Source organism: Clostridioides sp. ES-S-0190-01, from assembly GCF_020658275.1.
Classification (GTDB): Bacteria; Bacillota; Clostridia; order Peptostreptococcales; family Peptostreptococcaceae; genus Clostridioides.
Genome location: NZ_JACVWA010000015.1, coordinates 65,870 through 86,650 on the forward strand (window position 1 = coordinate 65,870; position 20,781 = coordinate 86,650).

General features: G+C 29.1%; 17 protein-coding genes. All 17 read right to left on the reverse strand.

The window, feature by feature from the left end; translation table 11 throughout:
* Window positions 1–35 precede the first annotated feature (35 nt).
* The 17 genes from IC214_RS03890 to IC214_RS03970 all read right to left on the reverse strand — a co-directional run bounded on the left by IC214_RS03890 (window position 36) and on the right by IC214_RS03970 (window position 20,586).
* Window positions 36–1,127 (reverse strand): glycosyltransferase family 4 protein, encoded by a 1,092-nt coding sequence (locus tag IC214_RS03890; protein WP_227434463.1) that lies wholly within the window; start codon window positions 1,125–1,127, stop codon window positions 36–38.
* A 5-nt stretch (window positions 1,128–1,132) separates the two neighbouring features.
* Entirely contained in the window at window positions 1,133–2,500 is a 1,368-nt protein-coding gene (locus IC214_RS03895) for a UDP-glucose dehydrogenase family protein (protein ID WP_413926633.1), read from the reverse strand.
* Window positions 2,454–3,206: a glycosyltransferase family 2 protein gene (locus IC214_RS03900; RefSeq protein ID WP_227482121.1), complete on the reverse strand. Its 753-nt coding sequence runs from the start codon at window positions 3,204–3,206 to the stop codon at window positions 2,454–2,456. Before IC214_RS03900 ends, IC214_RS03895 begins: the two co-directional genes overlap by 47 nt.
* Before the next feature lie 47 nt (window positions 3,207–3,253).
* A complete protein-coding gene (locus tag IC214_RS03905) occupies window positions 3,254–4,162 on the reverse strand; it encodes a glycosyltransferase family A protein (RefSeq protein WP_227830831.1) in 909 nt (302 codons plus the stop codon).
* Between the two features lie 21 nt (window positions 4,163–4,183).
* A complete protein-coding gene (locus tag IC214_RS03910; RefSeq protein ID WP_227434459.1) occupies window positions 4,184–4,933 on the reverse strand; it encodes a glycosyltransferase family 2 protein in 750 nt (249 codons plus the stop codon).
* Window positions 4,934–4,961: 28 nt separating this feature from the next.
* Window positions 4,962–6,137 carry a CDP-glycerol glycerophosphotransferase family protein gene (locus tag IC214_RS03915; RefSeq protein WP_227434458.1) on the reverse strand — a complete coding sequence of 392 codons (1,176 nt, stop codon included), beginning with the start codon at window positions 6,135–6,137 and terminating at the stop codon, window positions 4,962–4,964.
* 14 nt (window positions 6,138–6,151) lie between these two features.
* Window positions 6,152–6,991 (reverse strand): glycosyltransferase family 2 protein, encoded by an 840-nt coding sequence (locus IC214_RS03920; protein ID WP_227830832.1) that lies wholly within the window; start codon window positions 6,989–6,991, stop codon window positions 6,152–6,154.
* Window positions 6,992–6,993: 2 nt separating this feature from the next.
* Complete coding sequence (locus IC214_RS03925) at window positions 6,994–8,151, reverse strand: polysaccharide polymerase (protein ID WP_227862992.1); 1,158 nt, start codon at window positions 8,149–8,151, stop codon at window positions 6,994–6,996.
* Window positions 8,152–8,166: 15 nt separating this feature from the next.
* A complete protein-coding gene (locus tag IC214_RS03930; RefSeq protein WP_227482118.1) occupies window positions 8,167–8,889 on the reverse strand; it encodes a glycosyltransferase in 723 nt (240 codons plus the stop codon).
* Window positions 8,890–8,900: 11 nt separating this feature from the next.
* A complete protein-coding gene (locus IC214_RS03935; RefSeq protein ID WP_227434454.1) occupies window positions 8,901–9,974 on the reverse strand; it encodes a mannose-1-phosphate guanylyltransferase in 1,074 nt (357 codons plus the stop codon).
* Window positions 9,975–9,995: 21 nt separating this feature from the next.
* Window positions 9,996–11,702 (reverse strand): phospho-sugar mutase, encoded by a 1,707-nt coding sequence (locus IC214_RS03940; RefSeq protein WP_227866238.1) that lies wholly within the window; start codon window positions 11,700–11,702, stop codon window positions 9,996–9,998.
* A 45-nt stretch (window positions 11,703–11,747) separates the two neighbouring features.
* The gene (gene murJ, locus IC214_RS03945) at window positions 11,748–13,304 is read right to left on the reverse strand and encodes a murein biosynthesis integral membrane protein MurJ (RefSeq protein WP_227482116.1); all 1,557 of its coding nucleotides are present in this window, start codon (window positions 13,302–13,304) and stop codon (window positions 11,748–11,750) included.
* A gap of 115 nt (window positions 13,305–13,419) precedes the next feature.
* The gene (locus IC214_RS03950; RefSeq protein ID WP_227434451.1) at window positions 13,420–14,475 is read right to left on the reverse strand and encodes a cell wall-binding repeat-containing protein; all 1,056 of its coding nucleotides are present in this window, start codon (window positions 14,473–14,475) and stop codon (window positions 13,420–13,422) included.
* A gap of 94 nt (window positions 14,476–14,569) precedes the next feature.
* Window positions 14,570–15,256: a sugar transferase gene (locus IC214_RS03955; protein WP_227434450.1), complete on the reverse strand. Its 687-nt coding sequence runs from the start codon at window positions 15,254–15,256 to the stop codon at window positions 14,570–14,572.
* A gap of 219 nt (window positions 15,257–15,475) precedes the next feature.
* Entirely contained in the window at window positions 15,476–17,500 is a 2,025-nt protein-coding gene (locus IC214_RS03960; protein ID WP_227835265.1) for an N-acetylmuramoyl-L-alanine amidase, read from the reverse strand.
* A gap of 248 nt (window positions 17,501–17,748) precedes the next feature.
* Window positions 17,749–18,900, reverse strand: coding sequence for a DUF5009 domain-containing protein (locus IC214_RS03965; protein WP_227866239.1), 1,152 nt, complete (start codon window positions 18,898–18,900; stop codon window positions 17,749–17,751).
* A 108-nt stretch (window positions 18,901–19,008) separates the two neighbouring features.
* The gene (locus tag IC214_RS03970; RefSeq protein ID WP_227434447.1) at window positions 19,009–20,586 is read right to left on the reverse strand and encodes a cell wall-binding repeat-containing protein; all 1,578 of its coding nucleotides are present in this window, start codon (window positions 20,584–20,586) and stop codon (window positions 19,009–19,011) included.
* Window positions 20,587–20,781 lie beyond the last annotated feature (195 nt).

Below are 20,781 nucleotides of genomic sequence, written 5' to 3' on the forward strand. Positions count from 1 at the left end.
CAACAACATCTATCTTTTGCTGTATTTTTCAATTCTTATTTTTTATATTTATCTAATATAGAGTCGTATATTTTTGCTATATCATTAAAGTTTAAATTAACTTCATAATTTTCTCTAACAAACTGACGCCCTTTTTTACCCATATTAAGTCTAAGTTCATCATTTTCCATTAGCTTTATTATAGCATTTTTTATTTCTTCTGGTTGCTTTGGCTCTACAATTAGCCCAGTTTCATTTTTCAATACAGATTCTGGATGTCCACCTACATTTGTAACAATGACAGGAACTTCACAAGACTCTGATTCTATTGCAGCTACACCAAAACCCTCTCTCAAAGAAGGAAATACAGTTACATCAAAAGAATTAAAAGTCTTGCTTACATCCTCTGGAGATATTCTACCTAAAAATTGAACATCTTCTTCTAGTCCTAATTCCTTAGTCAAATTCACTAAGTTATCCATTTGACTTCCAGAACCACCTATTTTTAAAATTATTTTCTTTTCTTTATATTCATCTTTCAACATCTTAAATGCTTGTACTAAATATTCAATTCCATATTTTTTTTCCAAACTCTTTATAATTCCTATTACAAAAGCATCTTCTTTTTCTACTTCCATAGGTTTAAATCTATCCATATCTACTCCGAAAAAGGTTACATCTACATGCTTAGTTGTATATTTATTAGCTTCTTTAGCCATGTCTCTACTATTTGAAAATATATAATCTGCTTTTCTAAAGTTATGTTTTATAATTTGTTTTTGTATAAAACCATTGTTTGGGAAATCGTAAATATCAGTACCCCAAACAGAAATAATATATGGATGATACCCAAGTAAACTCCCTATAAATCCATAGCTACTTGCATATTGTGCATGAAGTATATCTGGCTTTATTTCATTTACTAGTTTCTTTATTTGTTTTATTGAACCTAAGTATCCTGTTTTTTTAGAAATATTTTCATTTTTCAGTTCTTCTACGTTAGAACCAAAATCATATATTTTAATTCCTTCCATGTGACCTCCATTTAAAGAGATTACATGAATGTCATATCCTTTATTTTTAAAAAAACTACACCATTTCAAAGTATGAGGATTTGACCCATCAGCCAAATAACAAACAGTCTTCATAATATTTACCTTCCTATCGAATAATACTCAATACCTAGTTCTTTCATATCTTCAAGCTTGTAGCAATTTCTTCCATCTAGAACTAAAGGATTTTTCATCTTTTCCTTATACTTATGTATATCATAATTTAAGACATCTTTCCACTCTGTCATTATAAAACATATCTCTGCATCTTCTATTGTATCATCTATAGATTTAGCATAAAGTATAGAATCTCCAAATATTTTCTTAGTATTTTCAACTCCTATTGGGTCAAATGCAGTAACTTTTGCTCCTCTTTCAAGCAAATATTTTATATTTGGGATAGATGGAGCTTCTCTTATATCATCAGTATCTGGCTTAAATGTTAGTCCTAAAACAGCAACTTTCATATCTTGAAAACTCTCTACTAGTTTAGATGCTTTTCTAACTAATTTAAGTTTTTGGCTTTCATTCACTTCTATAGCAGCTTTTACTGTTTTTAACTCATATCCATTATGTTCAGACAACCAGTGAAGAGCTTTTGTATCTTTAGGGAAACAAGAACCTCCATAACCTATACCTGCTTTTAAGAATTTACTTCCTATTCTATCATCATAACTCATTCCTAAGGCAACATCTTCCACATTAGCTCCTGCTATCTCACAAAGATTTGCAATATCATTCATAAAAGATATCTTAAGTGCTAAAAAATTATTTGATGCATATTTTATCATTTCAGCACTATTTCTATTAGTTACTATTATAGGTTGATTAAAAGGTTTATAGATTTCTTCCAGTATTTCTCTTGCCCACTCACTTTCCACTCCTATAACGATTCTTGAAGCATGTAAAGTATCTCTTACTGCGCTACCTTGTGATAAAAACTCTGGATTAGATGCAAGTTCAACTTTCACATCATTTTTTAAGTTTCTATTTATATAATCTTCTATTTCTTCATTTGTTCCAATTGGTACTGTAGATTTTATTACTACTAAAGTATCTTTTGTTACAGTTTCAGCTATTTGCTTTGCAACTGCCTTTATATAATCTAAATTAGCTGAACCATCACTTCTTTCAGGAGTTCCCACAGCTATTAGTATTATATCTACATCTTCATAAGCTTTTTTATAATCTGTAGTATAATTTATTCTTCCTTTTTTATAATTTCTAACCATAAGTTCTTCTAGGCCTTCTTCATATATAGGTGCTATCCCAAGTTGCATCGATTTAACTTTGTGTTCATCTATATCAACACAAATTACATTTTCATTGCCTACCTCTGCTAGACAAACACCTGTTACTAGCCCTACATATCCAGTCCCAGCTATAGCTATTTTCATTTTTTTACCTCCAAGTATATAAAACTTATACTCTTTTTTTAATGGCATTAAAAACATAGAAACAAAATACATATAGACTTTTTGGTAAACTTAAATTTTCAACATTTCTATAAGTATTCCAAGTTCGTTTTAATGCTTTTATCTTATTGCTTGATATAGAATTCCCAACTAGCCTATAATTCACTAAATCTTCTTGAATTCCATATGCATATTTTTCCTTTTTAAGTAATTGTAACCAAGTTGCAGTATCTTGTCCTCTTCTTACTAAAGGCATACTAAATTCACCTATGACATCCTTATCGATGACTACAGTAGAACACCCTATTATAGTATTTCTAAGTAATCCTTCATAGTCAATCTTTTTAGGTGCTCTTGCAACTTTACTCGTTTTTGTTCCATCTTGTCTCATATATCTATAAGATGTAAAAGAAAACCCGATATTTTCTTTTAACATATATCCTATCTGAATTTCTAACTTTTTACTCTCCCATAAATCATCACTATCTACAAATGCAATAAATCTACCTTCCGCATTTTCAATACCAACATTCCTAGATACTGCAGCTCCAGAATTTTTTTCAAGCTTTATATATTTTATTCTAGCATCTTCTTTTTGAAAACTTTTTATAATTTCACTTGAATTGTCCTTAGAACAATCATCCACTAATAAAAGCTGCCAATTTTTATAAGTTTGATTTTGGATTGACTTTATTGTCTCTGATAAAAACTCTTCTGAATTATATACAGGAGTAATTATCGATACTAAAGGCTCATTCATATTTTTACTCTCCTTATATAGCAACTAGCAGTACTATACCAACAAGTTTACTTAGATACTAACTTTTTTTGTCCAATATATTTGTAATATCCTAATGGGAACAACACTAAATACAATAATTTATCAGATATTTTTTTGATTTCGCCAAAATAATGACTGTCAGATAACAATGAGTATCTAGCTAAATTTATGTAATTCTTTATCCACATATATGGATATCTACCTAAAGGATATGTATTTTGATTTATTAAATATAAAAACTCTAATGCTCTACCTTTTAATGCATTTTTATTTAATATATTCTTAGTCAAACCATCATCCAAATAATCTCTTATTATCATAGGTTTGTTTACACATTTAACTTTATAGTATTTAGACATTTCATTCCATACTACACTTTCTGGTAAAAATCTCACTTCTTTTCTTTCTGGAAAAGGAAATTTTATAAGCTCATCAGTTACAAATACTATGCTTTTATCTCCCTTAACACCATATTTAAAATATAGGTCTGCAAAGTGACATATTTTTTTATCCTCAGGCATTTCTGTGCCTATTAAATCTCCACTTGGGTATACACAAAGTCCAACAACCCCACTAAATCCTTCTTTATTTTCTACAGAATTCCATTCATCATTAGCAATTTCAAGAGAATCTTTAATTAAACCATCATCACTATCTACAATGAAAAATAGTTCTCCATCTGCATTTTTTACACCTAGATTTATTGCAGTATGCTTTCCTCCATTTTCTTTGTATATATATCTTATATTTAATTTATCTTCTGATATAAATTTTTCAACTAATTCTTTAGTACCGTCACTACTTCCATCATCAACAATCAACCATTCAAAGTCGTTGAAATCATATGTTTGAGCTTTTAAATCATTATACAAATTTTCAAGTAAATGTGCTCTATTATATGTTGGAGTAAATACAGTAAATTTATATTTATACATTAATTAAATCTTCCTCTCTATCTAACTTTTTTTAATTCCATTTATTCCATAATTAATAAAGTAGTATATAGCTTTGTATAGAGGTATTTTTTCTATATTTCTATATATATTCCAAGTCCACATAGCAGCCTTTATCTTATTACCACTAAGGGAGTTACTAGATTTTCTATATAATGCTAAAACTTCATTTATTCCATGAGCGATATGTCCTCTTTTCAATATAGATAACCACAAGACATAATCTTCATGTCTTACACCACTCATTTTAATTTCAAAATCCAATTTAGACTTATCAATTACAACAGTAAGACATCCCAAAATATTTCCCTTTAATAACCTTCTATAATCTACATTAGGTGGCACTTTTATTACTTTATTTAACTTTTTATCATTTTCGTCCATCAGTTCATATGAAGTAAATGAGATTACATAGTCATTTTCTAACATAAAGTTTACTTGTTTTTCTAACTTACTACTATTCCACTGGTCATCACTATCTAAAAAAGCTATAAATTGTCCTGTCGCATTACTTAATGCTAGATTTCTAGCATTAGAGACACCCTTATTAGTCTCAGTCTTTATGCATTTTATTCTACTATCTTGTTGCATATAAGATTTGACTATACTAGGACTATTATCTGTTGAGCAATCATCAATAATTAACATTTCCCATTCTTGATAAGTTTGGTTTAATACTGATTTTATGGTTGCTTCAATAAATTTTTCAGAATTATACATGGGAGTAATTATAGATACTAAATTCTTCTTCATATTACCTTCCTCATCATTTATAAAATATTTATTTAATTTTACTTAATACACAATCATATATCCTCTTGCAGTTCTTATTGTCATTATATCTGAAAAACTTATTTCTTTCATTTTTTTGGTTACCCATAACCTCAAAATTATTTTCAATAATATCAATAAGTTTATTCACAGCTTCATCATTATTATAAGCCAAAGACCCAAACATTTCGCTTTTTAAATCTATATACGAGTCAACTTTTTCCATATATTCATCTAAATCAAATTGATAAAATAAAATAGGTCTGTTCATATAGAGAAAATCTATGGCAACACTTGAATAATCAGTTATGTTTGCAGCTGATTTTCTTATTTCATTTGCTAGAGTTACCCCTTTATCTAAAAATACAATTCGTTTACCAGTTATGTTTTCTTTTATGTCATCTATAAACTCATGCATAAGATGATGCATATAAATTTTTACATTTATATCTTTCTCATCTAATATTTTATTTAATTTATCATCATTCAAGAAATTCATTATATTTTTAAAATAATCTGTATCTGTAAATTTCCCTGAACTAAATTTTATCCAGTCTCTCCATGTAGGAGTATATAATATATCTCGTGTTTGTGCAACTTCATTTGTTGGTAAATTGTCATATCTTGCATTTCCAATTATATAAACTGAGTCATCTAACATTCCCCAATCATTTACCATAACATCTCTTTCAAACTCAGAACTTGCTGTAACTATATTATAACTTTTATATAGGTTATCTATAATATTTTTAAACTTTTTATTCATTGGCTTTCTCTTTTTAAAACTTATCGTTCCATGATTTAAGAACACTTTTATCGTCTTTTTATGGAAATAATTAAGAACAGGTACAGCAAAGTTATAAGGTGCTATATCTGCTGATGGCGCATGTGAAAATACTATAGCTTTTGAATTGTAATAATATAGATAGTTTTCTACACTTCCTCTTATTAATTTCTTGCCTGGAATTTTATTGAATACTTTACTGTCTTTATTTACTACCCAATAAGTTTCTACATCATTATGTTCTTTCAACATATACTCATAAAAGAACTTGGCATTATCATTGTATATATCTCCTGAATGTCCACCTATAAGCCAAATATTTCTACCATTAAACTTATGCTTACTAAATGGATACATAAAAAAAGCCAAAAGCATATTTATTAAAAATTTAACCTTGTCCATAAACACCATCCTCATTATAACTTATACTGTCTAAATCCATTAATTCTTCCTTTTATAGTGGCACTATGATAATCTTTGTTGGAACTCAATATAAGACCGCCTATATTTCTTACAAGCTTTGATGCCATAACCTTTACAAACTTATAATTCTTTCTATAGACTATTTCTTTTTTGCAAATGGCTCCAAAACCTCTTCCATAGTTATAATCTTTTTGATACTTTTCTTTAGATTTAGAATGTTTTTTTGCAGGATGGTAAATTATATCATTCCCAAAGTATTTTCCTTTAAATCCTAAACTCAACAGGTTTAAAACATAATCTATCTCTTCACCAGCACCAAAATCTCCACCAACACCTAATTTTTCGTCAAATCGTGTATATTCTTTTTCTCCAAAATCAACAAAAAAAGTTATGGATGTTATAGTATTTAAAACGTTGGAACTTGTGATATCACAAGTTCCATCATACATTTTCTTAAATGCATCAATTTTATTTGCATCCATAGTTTTACAACTGTATATTTTATAAGCTTTATTTTTATTAAAGAAGTTTGTAACTTTTTCTAATGTATCATTTTCGTAGACACAGTCATCATCAGGAAAACCTATAATTTGCCCTTTAGCATTATCTATGCCTACATTTCTGTTATAACTTAATCCTAGCTTATCGCTTTTTATATACTTTATATCTAACTTATCAACGTATTTATCAACTATCTCCTTAACTTTGTTATTATCATTTTGATCTATTACTATAAGTTCAAAGTTTTTGTAAGTTTGATTTTCTAAGCTATCCATAAGTAAGTATATATCATCATATCTATTTAATGTTGGCATTATTAATGATATTAACATTACTACCTCCTACTTTTCATTTTCCACAAATCTACCTCTCTTTTATCGTTTAATATTACTTCTTTTATTAGTAATACTATTGTGAAACTAAATGAAGCTTCTAATAATAAATTTTCTGCAAAAGAATATAGTAAAAATATGAATAAAGCTACTAAATACTCTTTTTTATCTTTTTCTATAAAGCTTTGTATACCTTTATACATCAAAAACATAAATAAGATGCAAGCAATTACTCCTAGTACACTAATTATATATATATAAGAACTGTCTAATGGATTAGTTGCTTTTATAGCAGCACTATATGAATTTCCAAAAGGTTTCATAAAATTTCCCTCTTGAGCTAAGTATACATTCCAGAACTTAGGTCTACTTGCTAATAATCTATTTAGTACACTACTTTTAGAAAACATCATACCAATAATTACACTAAATAAAGTAAGTATTATCGGTGATGTCTTTATAAGCATTGGTAGTACTTTTATTTTTTTTAGGTCTATCACTCTTATTATCTCTACAAATATTAATCCTGCTAATATAGTAAAAAAGCCAGTTCTACTATATGTAGTTTGATAAACAAAGAATGCAGATCCAAATAAAATTATTCTATCCCATTTATTATAGTTTTTATATCTTAAGAATATATATGCTGCATATATAGTAACCATATAATAAAATACTCCATTTGGATTACCAAGTCCAAAATCCATTCTTGTAACAAGCGTATCTAATTTTCCTATATATCTATAGTGGACTTCCTGATTAAATACTAATGAAGGAAATAAATTAAATAATAATATAGCTCCTATTAAAAAACATACAGATATTATTAAATAACTTTTAACTATACATTTATCATCTATTTGTTTAGCTGATACAGCTAACAAAACAATTAATAATATAGCTCCTTCTCTATTTAATATATAAAGTAATACACAAGCTCCAACTAGCACCATTTCTGTTATACTTTTTCTCTTATCAAATAAAAAAAGTAGCATTAGTATTCCTATTGAAGAATAAAATAACGCTGATTTAATCATCCCTATACTCATATCTGGGTCAATAAATGATATCATATACTTTCTAAGTACTATGATAAACAAAACAAATATATAAAGATATTTTTTAATCATAATATTTCTATCATCGTTTAAAGTCTTCATTTCACTTTCTCCCTTTTAGCTTCTTAAAGTATTACTTGCAAATATTTTACAACACTTCCATATCTTATTTACACCTGTTAAGTGCTTACTTTCTAAGAAATAATTTCTTTTCTTAGCCCAACTTTTTCCCCACCAATGTATTCCATAAGTATTTTCTGTAATACATTCTGGTGTAAAGTCTTCTTTAAATCCAAAAGGATAAAAATATTCTTTATCGTAGACACGGATGCCTTCTTCATAGTTATTTTGGTCAATCTTTTTATAATTTTTTTCCATAAGATAAGTCATAACTTTTGGTATTGTAAACAATGAAGAAGTAAGCACCTCTTTTTCGTAGTACTCTAATAAATCTTTAAAGAAAGGATGTCCTTTTTCTACACCTACTATGGCTGCATTCATGTATTCTCCATCATCTTCATATCCACATATAAGCCTATTATTTTCTAAAAGAGGAGTTATATCCTTTAATATCTGCATATCTGTATCCATATAAACTCCACCTTGTTCATAAAGTACTCTTACTCTTGTATAATCTGATATGAACGCCCAAAGCTTTCTTTTATAACATTCTTCCAAAAACTTATTTCCTTTTATTTCTTTCTCTATATCAAAGTTTTTTTCATTCCACTCTACTATCTCATATTCTGGAAGTTTTTCTTTCCAGGAATTTATACATATATTTTCTATATTTCCTTTTGGACCACCAAACCATACATAATGTATTTTTTTAGGAATCAAATGAACACCTCCTACATATATTCTTGTCTATCTTCTTCTTTTAATTGCTCTACTATCTTTTTGACATCTTGAGCTTTATCTTTTCTACAAACCATAACTGCATCATTCGTAGATACTACTATCAAATCACTAATACCTATTGTCGATATTAATTTGTCATCTGAATATATAATTGAGTTTTTAGTATCTATAGTAATATTTTCACCTCTTTTGATGTTACCTTCATCATCAGTTGGATATATCGCACCTAGGGAGTCCCAAGAACCAACGTCATTCCAACCAAAATCACCAGGAACTACTATAACATCATTACTTCTTTCCATAATACCATAATCTATAGAGATTGATTGTATTGTTGGATAGATTTCTTTTATTTTTTCTATTTCTTCTTCTGTTCCTAAGTAATTACTGATTTCCTCTAATTTTTCATATACTTTTGGTAAGTATCTCTTAAAATCTTCCAATATCTTGGATACCTTCCATACAAACATCCCACTATTCCACACATATTTCTTAGAATTTACATACTCTTTAGCAATTTCATAGTTTGGCTTTTCTACAAACTCCACTACTTCATATGCAACATTTTCTATTGTATTTTCTCTACTAAAGTTTATGTATCCATATCCTGTTGATGGGAATGTAGGATTTATCCCAATAGTTACTAGTTTATCATTATTTTCTGCTATATAAATAGCTTTTTCTAAAATAGCTTTAAATTCTTTTTCATCTTTTATATAATGGTCAGCTGGATATACACACATAACACCATCACCATATTTTTTCATTATGTTAAAGGCTGCAAAACCTATAGCTGCTGCCGTATTTCTGGCACATGGTTCTGGTAAGATATTGCTGTATAAACATTTATCTTTCACTGTATCTTTTAAAGCGTCCATTTGCTTCTCATTAGTTACTATAAATAAATCCTCTTTGTTTGCTAGAGAATCTATTCTGTTTATAGTTTCATTTATTAAAGCATCTTCTCCACTTAAATTTATAAGCTGCTTAGGTACTTCTTGTCTACTAAGTGGCCAGAAACGAGTTCCGCCTCCTCCAGCCATTATGACATTATATACTTTCATCGTTTATCTCCCCTTAGCTCTTTATATAGAATCCACCACATTTAATATATAAGATATTAAATTATTCAACTTAGATTCTACATCTTCTTGGTTATCTGAATTTGCTCCAAAGTAAAATTTAATTTTAGGTTCTGTACCTGAAGGTCTTATAGCTATCCAAGAACCATCTTCAAGTAAAAATTTAAGTACATCTGATTTAGGTAAATCATCTACTCCATCTTTATAATCTAAAATCTTATCTACTTTTACATCAGCCACATTATCTATTTTAACACTTCTAAAGTAAAGCATCATCTCTTTTATTTTTTTTATTCCTTCTATGCCTTTTAAAGTCACTGACTTTAATTCCTCTTTGTAGTACCCAAATTTATTATATGTATCCATCAAGGCTTCATACAAGTTCATACCTTTTGAAAAATAGTATGCTGCCATTTCACATATCATAAGCGAAGATACAACACCATCTTTATCTCTAGCATGAGTTCCAATTAAGTAACCATAGCTTTCCTCATATCCCATTATAAAGCTTCTATCATTACTTTCTTCAAACGCTTTTATTTTTTCTCCTATAAATTTGAACCCTGTTAAAGTATTTAAACAATCTACATTATAAGCCTTTGCTATTTTTGCACCTAGTTCTGATGTAACTATAGTTTTTATTATTGTAGGATTGTTTTTAGGAAGTTTATTTTCTTCAACTAAACTCTCTACTATATATCTAACTAAAAGTGAGCCAACTTGGTTTCCATTTAAGACTACATACTCACCACTAGAATCTTTTACAACAACACCTACTCTGTCACAATCAGGGTCTGTCCCTATTATCAAATCAGTACCATTACTCTTTGCCATTTCAATAGCTATATTAAATACTGACTTTTCTTCAGGATTAGGATACTTAACTGTTGAAAAATTAGAATCTGGCAATTCTTGCTCCTTAACCACCATTACATTTTCAAAGCCACATTCATTTAAGACTCTTCTTACTGGTTTATTTCCGGTTCCATGAATAGGTGTATATATTATTTTTAATTTTTTTCCATATTCATCTATCGTGCTTTGTCTTAAAACTTGCTTCTTAACAGCCTTTATAAACTCATCATCTATTTCATTATCTAATATAGTTATTAAATTTTTAGATAAAGCTTCTTCAAAATCTACACTTTTAATGATACTGTAATCATCAATCTTATTAACTTCTGCAATTATATCATTGGCCATATCTATACAGATTTGACCTCCATCTGAGTCATATACCTTATATCCATTGTACTCTTTAGGATTATGACTTGCTGTTATTACTATTCCCATAGCACACCTCAAATGTCTAACAGCAAAAGAAAGTTCTGGTGTAGGCTTTAACTCTTCAAAAATATAAGCCTTTACACCATATGCACTTAAAGTTTTAGCTACTTCTATACAAAACTCTCTTGACATGTATCTACTATCATGTGCTATAACAATTCCTTTTTGCTTTCCTTCTTCACCTTGCGTCTTCATAATATAATTTGAAATTCCAAGTGTTGCACGTCTAACAGTATAAATATTGATTCTATTAGTTCCCGCTCCTATTATACCCCTTAGACCACCTGTCCCAAATTCTAAATTTTTATAGAATCTATCTTGTATTTCTTTGTCATCATACTTTATACTTAATAGCTCTTCTTTGGTTTGTTCATCAAAATAAGGAGAATTTAACCACATCTCATAATTATTTTTATAATCCATATTTTCATCCTTTCTGACTCTATTTTAATTTTTTAAGGTAAATGTCTATCTTTTAAGTAGTTTTTGCTTTCCTTTTTTTAAAAATTCAAAAGCTAAGTCCATCTCTTCTACCTTAAATAAAACTATCAATATCGTATATACAGAAGCCCCACCTAATACTCCAGTTCCAACTGCTATAATTTCTTTAATTGTTCCTGCACCTATAAATGCATATAGATTGTTATATATCAATAAAGTGACTACTGCCATCACACCTGATGCTACCAAACTTTTAAGACCAGTCTTTATGATTTTATCTCCTCCAAAATATCCAGTTTTCTTTTTAAGAGATATAAACAATAATATAACTGTAATTATATTAGACGTACTAGTTGATATAGCAATACCTGCATGACCAAGTGGTCTTATCAATATTAAATTAAGAACTATATTTATTATTAGCGCAATACTTCCATTTATCATTGGTGTCTTTGTATCTGAAAGAGAATAGAATGCTCTATATAAAACATCTCTTACCCCACAAGCCAATAAACCTAACGAATATAATCTAAGAGCTATAGATGTAAGGTCTGTTGATAATGCATCAAACTTACCCCTTTGGAATAGTATTCTAACTAGAGGTTCTGCTAATATAATAGCTCCTATGGATATTGGAAGCACTACCAATATAATACAATTTGATGACTTTACAATAGTACTTATAAAGCCTTCTTTATTATCTTTACCCGACATTTTTGCCAACTTAGGATATATAACTGTTATTATAGATGTAACAAATAATGCCATAACAAACTCATTTAGTCTATTTGCATAGTTAAGGGCAGACAACTTTCCATCCCCCAAAGTAGTTGCCAATAACCTGTCAACAAATATATTTAACTGTCCAACAGCTACACCTATTAACATAGGCAAGACTAGATTCACTAATTCTTTTATGGACTCATCCTTTAAATTTATATATGGTTTATACTTGTAGGACTTCTTAAATGCAAATGGGAGTTGAAACAATAACTGACTTGCCATGGCAATCAATGCTCCTGCTGGTAGTATCCATACATTTTTACCTGCACTTAGTGCTATTGCTGCTATTATTATGATATTATATGGAATTCCTATAAGACCTGGAATTACAAAACTGTCATTCACCTGTAAAAATGAACTAAATATTTTACTTCCACTCAAGAACAAAACTCCTGAAATCATTATTTTAGTAAATAGTATTGCTGCTTGAAACTTAGCAGGGTCACTTCTAAATCCTGCTGCAAATACTGTAACAAATTGCTCTGTAAATAAAAGCCCAAAAATAGCTATTATTATAGCCATTATATAGCATATATTTAAAACATTGTTAGTAAATTTTAAGGCACCTTCATCTCCGAGTCTTTTCTTTGTCTCAAAGTACATAGGTATATAAGTTGTAGCAATTGCAGAACCTATGACTGCTATGATTAAACCAGGTATATTTAATGTTAATACAAATACGTCTGCATACATACCTGTTCCATAGAAATTTGCAAGTACAAGTTCTCTAAGGAAACCTAATACTTTTGAAAACATAGTGGCCGCCATAATCCACAATGCTGCTTTAGCTGTTTTTGACATTTTCTTTCTCCTTCTCTAATTTAAACTCTAAAAGTAGAACTTTTAAAACTGCTTATAAACATTATTCTGATTAAGTAAATTTAACCTATGAAAAGCTTCCTTAATAAATTAAAGACTATCTTGACTCATATCTAAGCGCTCTAAATACAATCAATAGTAATAATAGTATTAATATTATACAAGATAAGGATGTTAAATTAAGTATACTCTTTAACAGACTATAATTACCTACTGTATATCCAACTTCAATTACATCACTTATGTTGTTATCTTTCAAGAATTTATCTTGTGCATGACTTAAATTATCACTACAAATCAGTATTGGCATATTTTCTTTGGCCGATACTACTCCCAAAGAAATATATTCGTTTACATCAGATCTACTTCCAAAATCTAATTTAGCAGTATAGATTTTCTTTATATCTTTTTCATCATAAAACTTCTTTATTAAATCGACATTTGTGCTTGACTTATTTATTTGCTTTATACCTTCTATATTCTTTAAGCTAGAATCAATGTCTGCAATAAACTCTTTTGAATCACCTAATGCATATATTTTTTCAAGGTTTTTACTTTTTAAGAAGTCAATTTGTTCTTCAAAACCTTCATCTTGAGCCCATATTATTGGCATTCCATTTTTAGCTGCATAAGAATATACAGATATGGCATTCTCTAATCCTGTAGTTGAGCTAAGTAAAAATGCCTTATCGAATCCTACTGTTCTGTACATTTCTCTAGCTATCTTTAAAGATGTATCATATCTGTCTTTTCCTCTTATTCTTTCTACTTTAATTCCCATTTTCTCTATATTACGTTCAGCATCTTTAGATACTGCCTTTAAACCACCTATTATCGTAACCTTCTCTGGACCTAGCTCTTTTAGATAATTTCTTGTTACTCTACCGACATTTTTACTCTTAGTTACAACTATCGGAGCATTTTTTACATATGCCAAAGGTGTTGCACTTATACTATCTACAATTGACTCTTCATTTACAAGAATTACTTCTTTAGAATTCTTGAATACTCTTTTATTTAATTCTGTTGAAATCTCTGGTATACTACCTTCTATCAACTCTTTTTTAGGACTTACATCTGCAAATACCCCCACTGTACTAGAAATAGAGATTAGCAAAACTAACGATAATATAGTAGAAATTTTTTTAATCATAAGTTCTCATTCCTTTTCTTTTTGTATTTTTTGACAATAAAAAAGCTCTTTTTTAAAGAGCTTTTTCATTGATTAATAATCTAATATTTTAAAATTATCTAGCTCCGTCTCCTGTCAATACTACTTTAACAGTTTTAAAGAGTATCTTAAAGTCAAGTAATATACTCCTATTTTTTATATAGTAAATATCTTCTTTAAGTTTTTCTTCAGGAGTGATTTCGTATCCACCATTTACTTGTGCCCAACCTGTAAGTCCAGGTTTTATAGCAAGCCTGTTGATAAATCCAGGTATTTCCTCATTAAATTGAACAGTAAAGTTTGGTCTCTCTGGTCTAGGACCTATTAAGCCCATGTCCCCCTTTAATATATTAAACAGCTGTGGAATCTCATCAATTCTAGTTTTCCTAATAAACTTTCCAACCTTAGTTATTCTAGGATCATCTTTTTCAGCCCATTGTGCGCCAAATTTTTCTGCGTCTGTTCTCATAGATCTCAATTTATATATATAGAATCTTCTCCCGCATTTTCCTAGTCTTTCTTGCTTATAAGTTATTGGTCCTTTGTCCTCTATTTTAATAAGAATTCCAAATATTGCTATTAAAGGTAAACCTACTACAAGTCCTAATATAGATAAAACTAAATCCACAACTCTTTGGTACAAGTCAAACAACACTGTGCCTTTTACTATGCTATAGTCAATCTCACTTGCAATTTCTTTATCTGCCCCTGGATAGCTTGTAACTTTAGGTATTTCACATTCATCATTAGTATATCCAGACATAGTTACCTCCATATTGGAATAAAAAATTTTTAAATTCTTAATTTCAACGTATTTCTATCTTATTTTTGACTTATTTCTATATTATACTCAATAATGAGAAGTTTATCAATACAATAAACGTCATTGTAAACAATTTGATTCTTTGCAAAAATATATCATCTCTTGCTATATTTTACATTATAACAGGAGATGATATATTTTGCTTTAATATTTTTTATTTTATTTTACTGTATCTTCTATTCCTATTCCAATTTGAGTTCCCATTGTCTTTACTTTTTCTGCTGTATTTAACTTATCCATGTCGCTCTTATTGTCTATAAATGCGCATTCTACAAGTATTGCAGGATATTTATTGTTTCTTAATACATATAGGTAATCATTTCCATTAGCAAGTGTTCTTGTCTTGATTCCTCTATTTTGCATATTAAATTTCTCTAATATTCTTTTTAATATATTTGATGCAGCAGTCTTAGTTGTTCCACCATTTTTATCTTTTACTTTGTAAAAAATTTCCACACCATTACCAGCTCCATTAGATGCATTGTAATGTATACTTGTAAATAAATCTGGCTTTATAGTGTTTGATAATGTCGTTCTTTCTCCTAAAGCCATTGTTTTATCTGTATCTCTAGTCATAACAACATTTATACCTTTTGAACGTAAATATTCAGTAGTTGCTAGTGCTGTATTAAGAGTATATTTCTTTTCTTGAGCTCCACCATTTAATCCACTTGTTGCTCCTGAGTCAGAACCCCCATGACCTGGGTCTATCACTACAGTTTTTCCTGCTGCTGAACCTGGATTTTCTGGTTCTGTTGGTGCATTGTGTTTTGATAAACTAGATGCTATAGAATTTATAACACTATCCTTCATTCCATCACCAATTTGATATACTGTTCCTGCTGTTTTTTCTGATAAATTTGTACTATGGTATGCAGAAACGTAAGTTTTTGGAGTTATAAGTATTGGAGATTTCAACTTAGCTGCTAAAGGTCCTGCTGTTATTGAGTCAACTATTATGTCAGATTTTGCAACTAACATTGCACTCAATTCTTTATCTGGATAGAAAGTCTTAATTACCTTCGCATTAGTTTCATGTCTATCAGCTCCAGATACTCTGTTTTTTGAAGTCCCATTTTTTGCTATCTTAGATATTTTATCTATAAGTTTTGATGATAGACTTTGGTCTCCACCTATGTAATAAGCTTCTTCTAAACCTTGTGAAGATAGCCAATTATATGTACTTTCTGGTACAGAATCTTTATTAGCTAATATTATAGGTTGTTGGTCTTCACCTGCTTTTGATGAAATATTAAGAGCATCGTACTCACCAGCATATCCATTTGCTATATATATCTTATTAACATCATGATACTTATCGATTTCTTTTGCTATAAGTAAAGATGTTTCATGTCTATCAACTCCACCAATACGAGTTACATTTACATCTACAGCAGATTTTATTTGAGATACTGCCTTTTGTGAAACTGAACCATCATCACCTATGATTATTACATCACTTGGGTTTAGACGTTTTAATTCAGCCTTTGTACTTTCTGGTATATCATCTTTATTTGCAAGTAATATTGGTGCATCATATGTAGAAGCAAGTGGAGTAGCTGTGATTCCATCTGCTGCTAGTTCTCCATTAACTATTACAACCTTACTAGCTCCATCTTTCCATCCTTGTTTACTTATCTCAACTGCTGTCTCAAATCTAGTAGCTCCTGCAAGTTTTTTTACTGGTGCAGAAGTTTTTCTCATATATTCATTCACTGCTTTTGTTGAGTTAGCATCACTTATTATAAACTCTTGTGTAACATCATAATCTTTAAGATTTAACCCCATAGATTCTAAATCTTCTTTATTTAAAACCTTCTGTCCATCTTTACCATTTACTTTTATGCTTTGAAGTTCCCATACATTTAAGTATTCTGGGTCTTTGTTATAGTTTATTACACCTTCATATGTATCTGTTTTTTCATTGTAATTTAAAGTAGCTTCAAGTGGCATATCATAACACATAAAGTTTAATGTTATTGAATCAGCATTTAATTTTTCTTTAAACTTTACACTTGCATTCGATTTACTTCCTAACACAACACTTTTTCTTTGTAAATTTATATTAATATCTGAATTAGATTCTGTATTTGCAGTAGTATTTTCCGCTGCTAAAGCCACGTTTGGTGCCACCATTGCTATAGACAACATTCCTGTTGCTAATAATTTTGTTCTCTTTCTCATCGTATCCCCCCTAGATTTTTAGATCTTTAAATCTTATTTAATTCTTCTTGAACTTGTTTTATATTACATAAATTCAATATTATGTAAATCTTTTTTCATTATAGCACAAAAGATTACAAATTGTAATCTTTTTGTAATCTTTTATGGCATGTTTTTTTAATTTTCGCTAGGGAAAAACTGGATTATTACTGAGAATTTCTGCATATTTAAACAAATTGAATAAATATTTTTTTAAACAAAACACTACATTAAATTTTAATAAATATTTTCTTTTTATACATAAACGACATTATTATAACCCAAAACAATACATACAAGAGAGAAAATACAAGAGAATCCCATGTTGTACCTGCCCAAGGTGTTATAAATTCATATGTAGTCCATTCCACCAAAGTAGTAGGATAATCTACTTTATCAGTAAGTTTTGGTAAATTCCAAAACACATGGCTCAATATTTCAAGACACATATATGTAAAAATAGGGCTACTTCCAAGTGCTATTATTGGAGTAAATATTTTGCTTTTATTTTTGATGTCACATATAAAGTAAAATATCGCCAATAAAATACCATAACTTCCAGCCATTAAAAGTACGAATGAACTTGACCATAATCTCTTATTAAATGGAAAATATTGATTAAAAGCAAAAGCACATATAAGTAAAATGATACTCATAATTAATATTTTAAAGAATTTTTTATACTGTCCTATATTTTCTTTTAGAAGTACACACCCCATAGTACAGCCTAACATACCTGAAGAAATTGCTACTATACTCGTTAAAAATCCATCTGGTTCAAACTCTGGCTTGTACAAATGTCCTTTGAAAAAATGGAAATCCACTAATTGTGCAAGAGAACCTTCTAGCTCAAATCCATATGGTTTTGCCACTATATAATATCCCACTATGATAAATGCAGATATACATAAGAAAGTAATTATAGTTGCAGTGCTTCCTACATTCAGTTTTTTTAGTAGTAAATACACTAGACTAGTTACAAGGTATACTAATCCCATACGTTGAAGCACCCCAAGTATTCTTACAGTACTTAAGTCATGATTTCCTAGGTAATTTAAGAAAAATCCAAACAACATTAGTAAAATACTTCTCTTAAATATACTTAGTATTATTCGTATTGTAGATTTATTATTCTTTAGTTTACTGTTTATTGATATTGGAATTGTAACACCTAAGGATATAACAAAGAAAGGAAATGCAAAATCTGCAAGTGTTACACCATGCCATATAGCATGTCTAAGTTGTGGATACATTCTCATCCAAGTCCCAGGATTATTGCAAACTATCATGAGGGCTATTGATAGCCCTCTTATTATATCAATTGATTTAACTCTATTTTTCATAATTTTTGTATCTAATTTACCTTCAAATCCACTCTCCATATTACCTCCCCAAGATTTAATTGTATATTTATCTTTAGCTATGAATCAATCTAACTATATATTTTCAAATATAAATATAAAATATAGCTTTCTTAAATATACATCTTTTTAGTTAAGAAATTTCTTTAGAAATCCAAGTTTATCTAATATATCTTGTATCTTATTAATTTTCTGGCTTATAGAATCTATAGCTTTTTCAATTGAATCAACCTTAGCTTCTAAATCTTCAACCTGATTTACTTTTTTGTCTATAGTACCATGATTAGTGATGTCACTATTAGATGAGTTATCTATAAGCTTTCCTATATAACCATCATTAATCAATTTTGTATCATTAGCAGATGCCAATATCATCATTGTTTCTATATCTGAATTTCTAGTATTTTCTATAACTCTACCATTTTTGTCACGAACTGACAATATAGTTATTGTATCATGATTGTTAAATCCACCTTCTCCAATATTTCTCACTATAACATTTACTAAAGTAGCATAGTTATTTACCTCACCATTAGGCATATCAATAGTGATAGTCTTTGAACAATCACCTTTTATATTCACAGTTATTGGCTTATTTGTTATCATTCTAAAAGCTTCATTTACAGTATCCTCTTTTGGATTAAAGTTAATAATGTCATTAGGACTTGCAATATTTATCATATTAGTTAATTCCTCAACGGTTTTAGCTTCAAAGATAGTTTTATCTTGTAAAGTCTTAATTTCATTAAAAGCTTCTTCATTTCCATTTCCACCAACTTGTGTTACAGTACTTAATTTTTTAGTACTAAGTATATCCCTTTGCTTTGTATTTAGTTTATCACCGACCAAAACAACAGGTGATTCATTCTTTGCTGCCAATACTCCAACTGCCAATGAATCAATAAGTTGATTTTCATTTTTACTTCCATCTTTAGTTACATATAGATTGTTTAAATCTACATCAGAATAAAACTTTTCTATAACCTTGGCATTAGTTTCATTTCTATCCTTTCCACTCAATCTTTCTGCATTAGGGAGGCTTTTTTCTACAGCTCTTGAAACAGAATTTGTACCTCCAATTACATATGCCTTTATAACTTTCTCATCTTTTATAAATTTCTCAAATGCTTCTACTCCATTCTTTGGACTAGATAATACTACAGGCATATTATTTTGAGCAGAAGGTGCCCCAACACTTACAGCATCACTTAGCCCTTTTTCGCCATTTACAACAGCTACTTCCTTAACATCTTTAATATCTTTTAGTTTATTTGCTAAAAGTAATGAAGTTTCATATCTATCATTACCACTAATTCTTTCTACATTTAATCCATCACTTTTTAATTGATTCTCTATATCCTTGTTTAACACGGCAGTCCCACCAATTAAATAAATATCCTTAGCTCCCAAACGCTTTAGCTCTGTTTTGGTTCTATCATCCAGTTTATTACTTTCTGTCAAAAGTATTGGAGCTCCTTTAGATTTTGCAAATGGTGTAGCTGAAAGAGCATCAGCCAAAGAGCTATCATTGACTAATACAGCATTATTACTAGAACTATATGCTTTTTGGCTTATCTTTACAGCAGTTTCATATCTCCCTTCACCTATTAATTTTTCCTCTGTAAGTGCGTATGATGAAGTTATAGAAATCCCACTTAAAGTAAGCGCTATTGTCAATATTGTTAAAATAGTTTTTGGTGCTTTCATTTTATTACCCCCTTATTTCGTTTAAAATCTTACTATATTATATTATAGAATATCTTTACACTATTTTACAGTTTAAAATTATTACATTTTTATCTATAAAAATTTCTCAAGAAATAAGCCCCAACCATATTAACGGTTAGGGCTTATTTCCTTTATATATTTTTAAAGCAATATTAAATATTTTTTAAACTATAA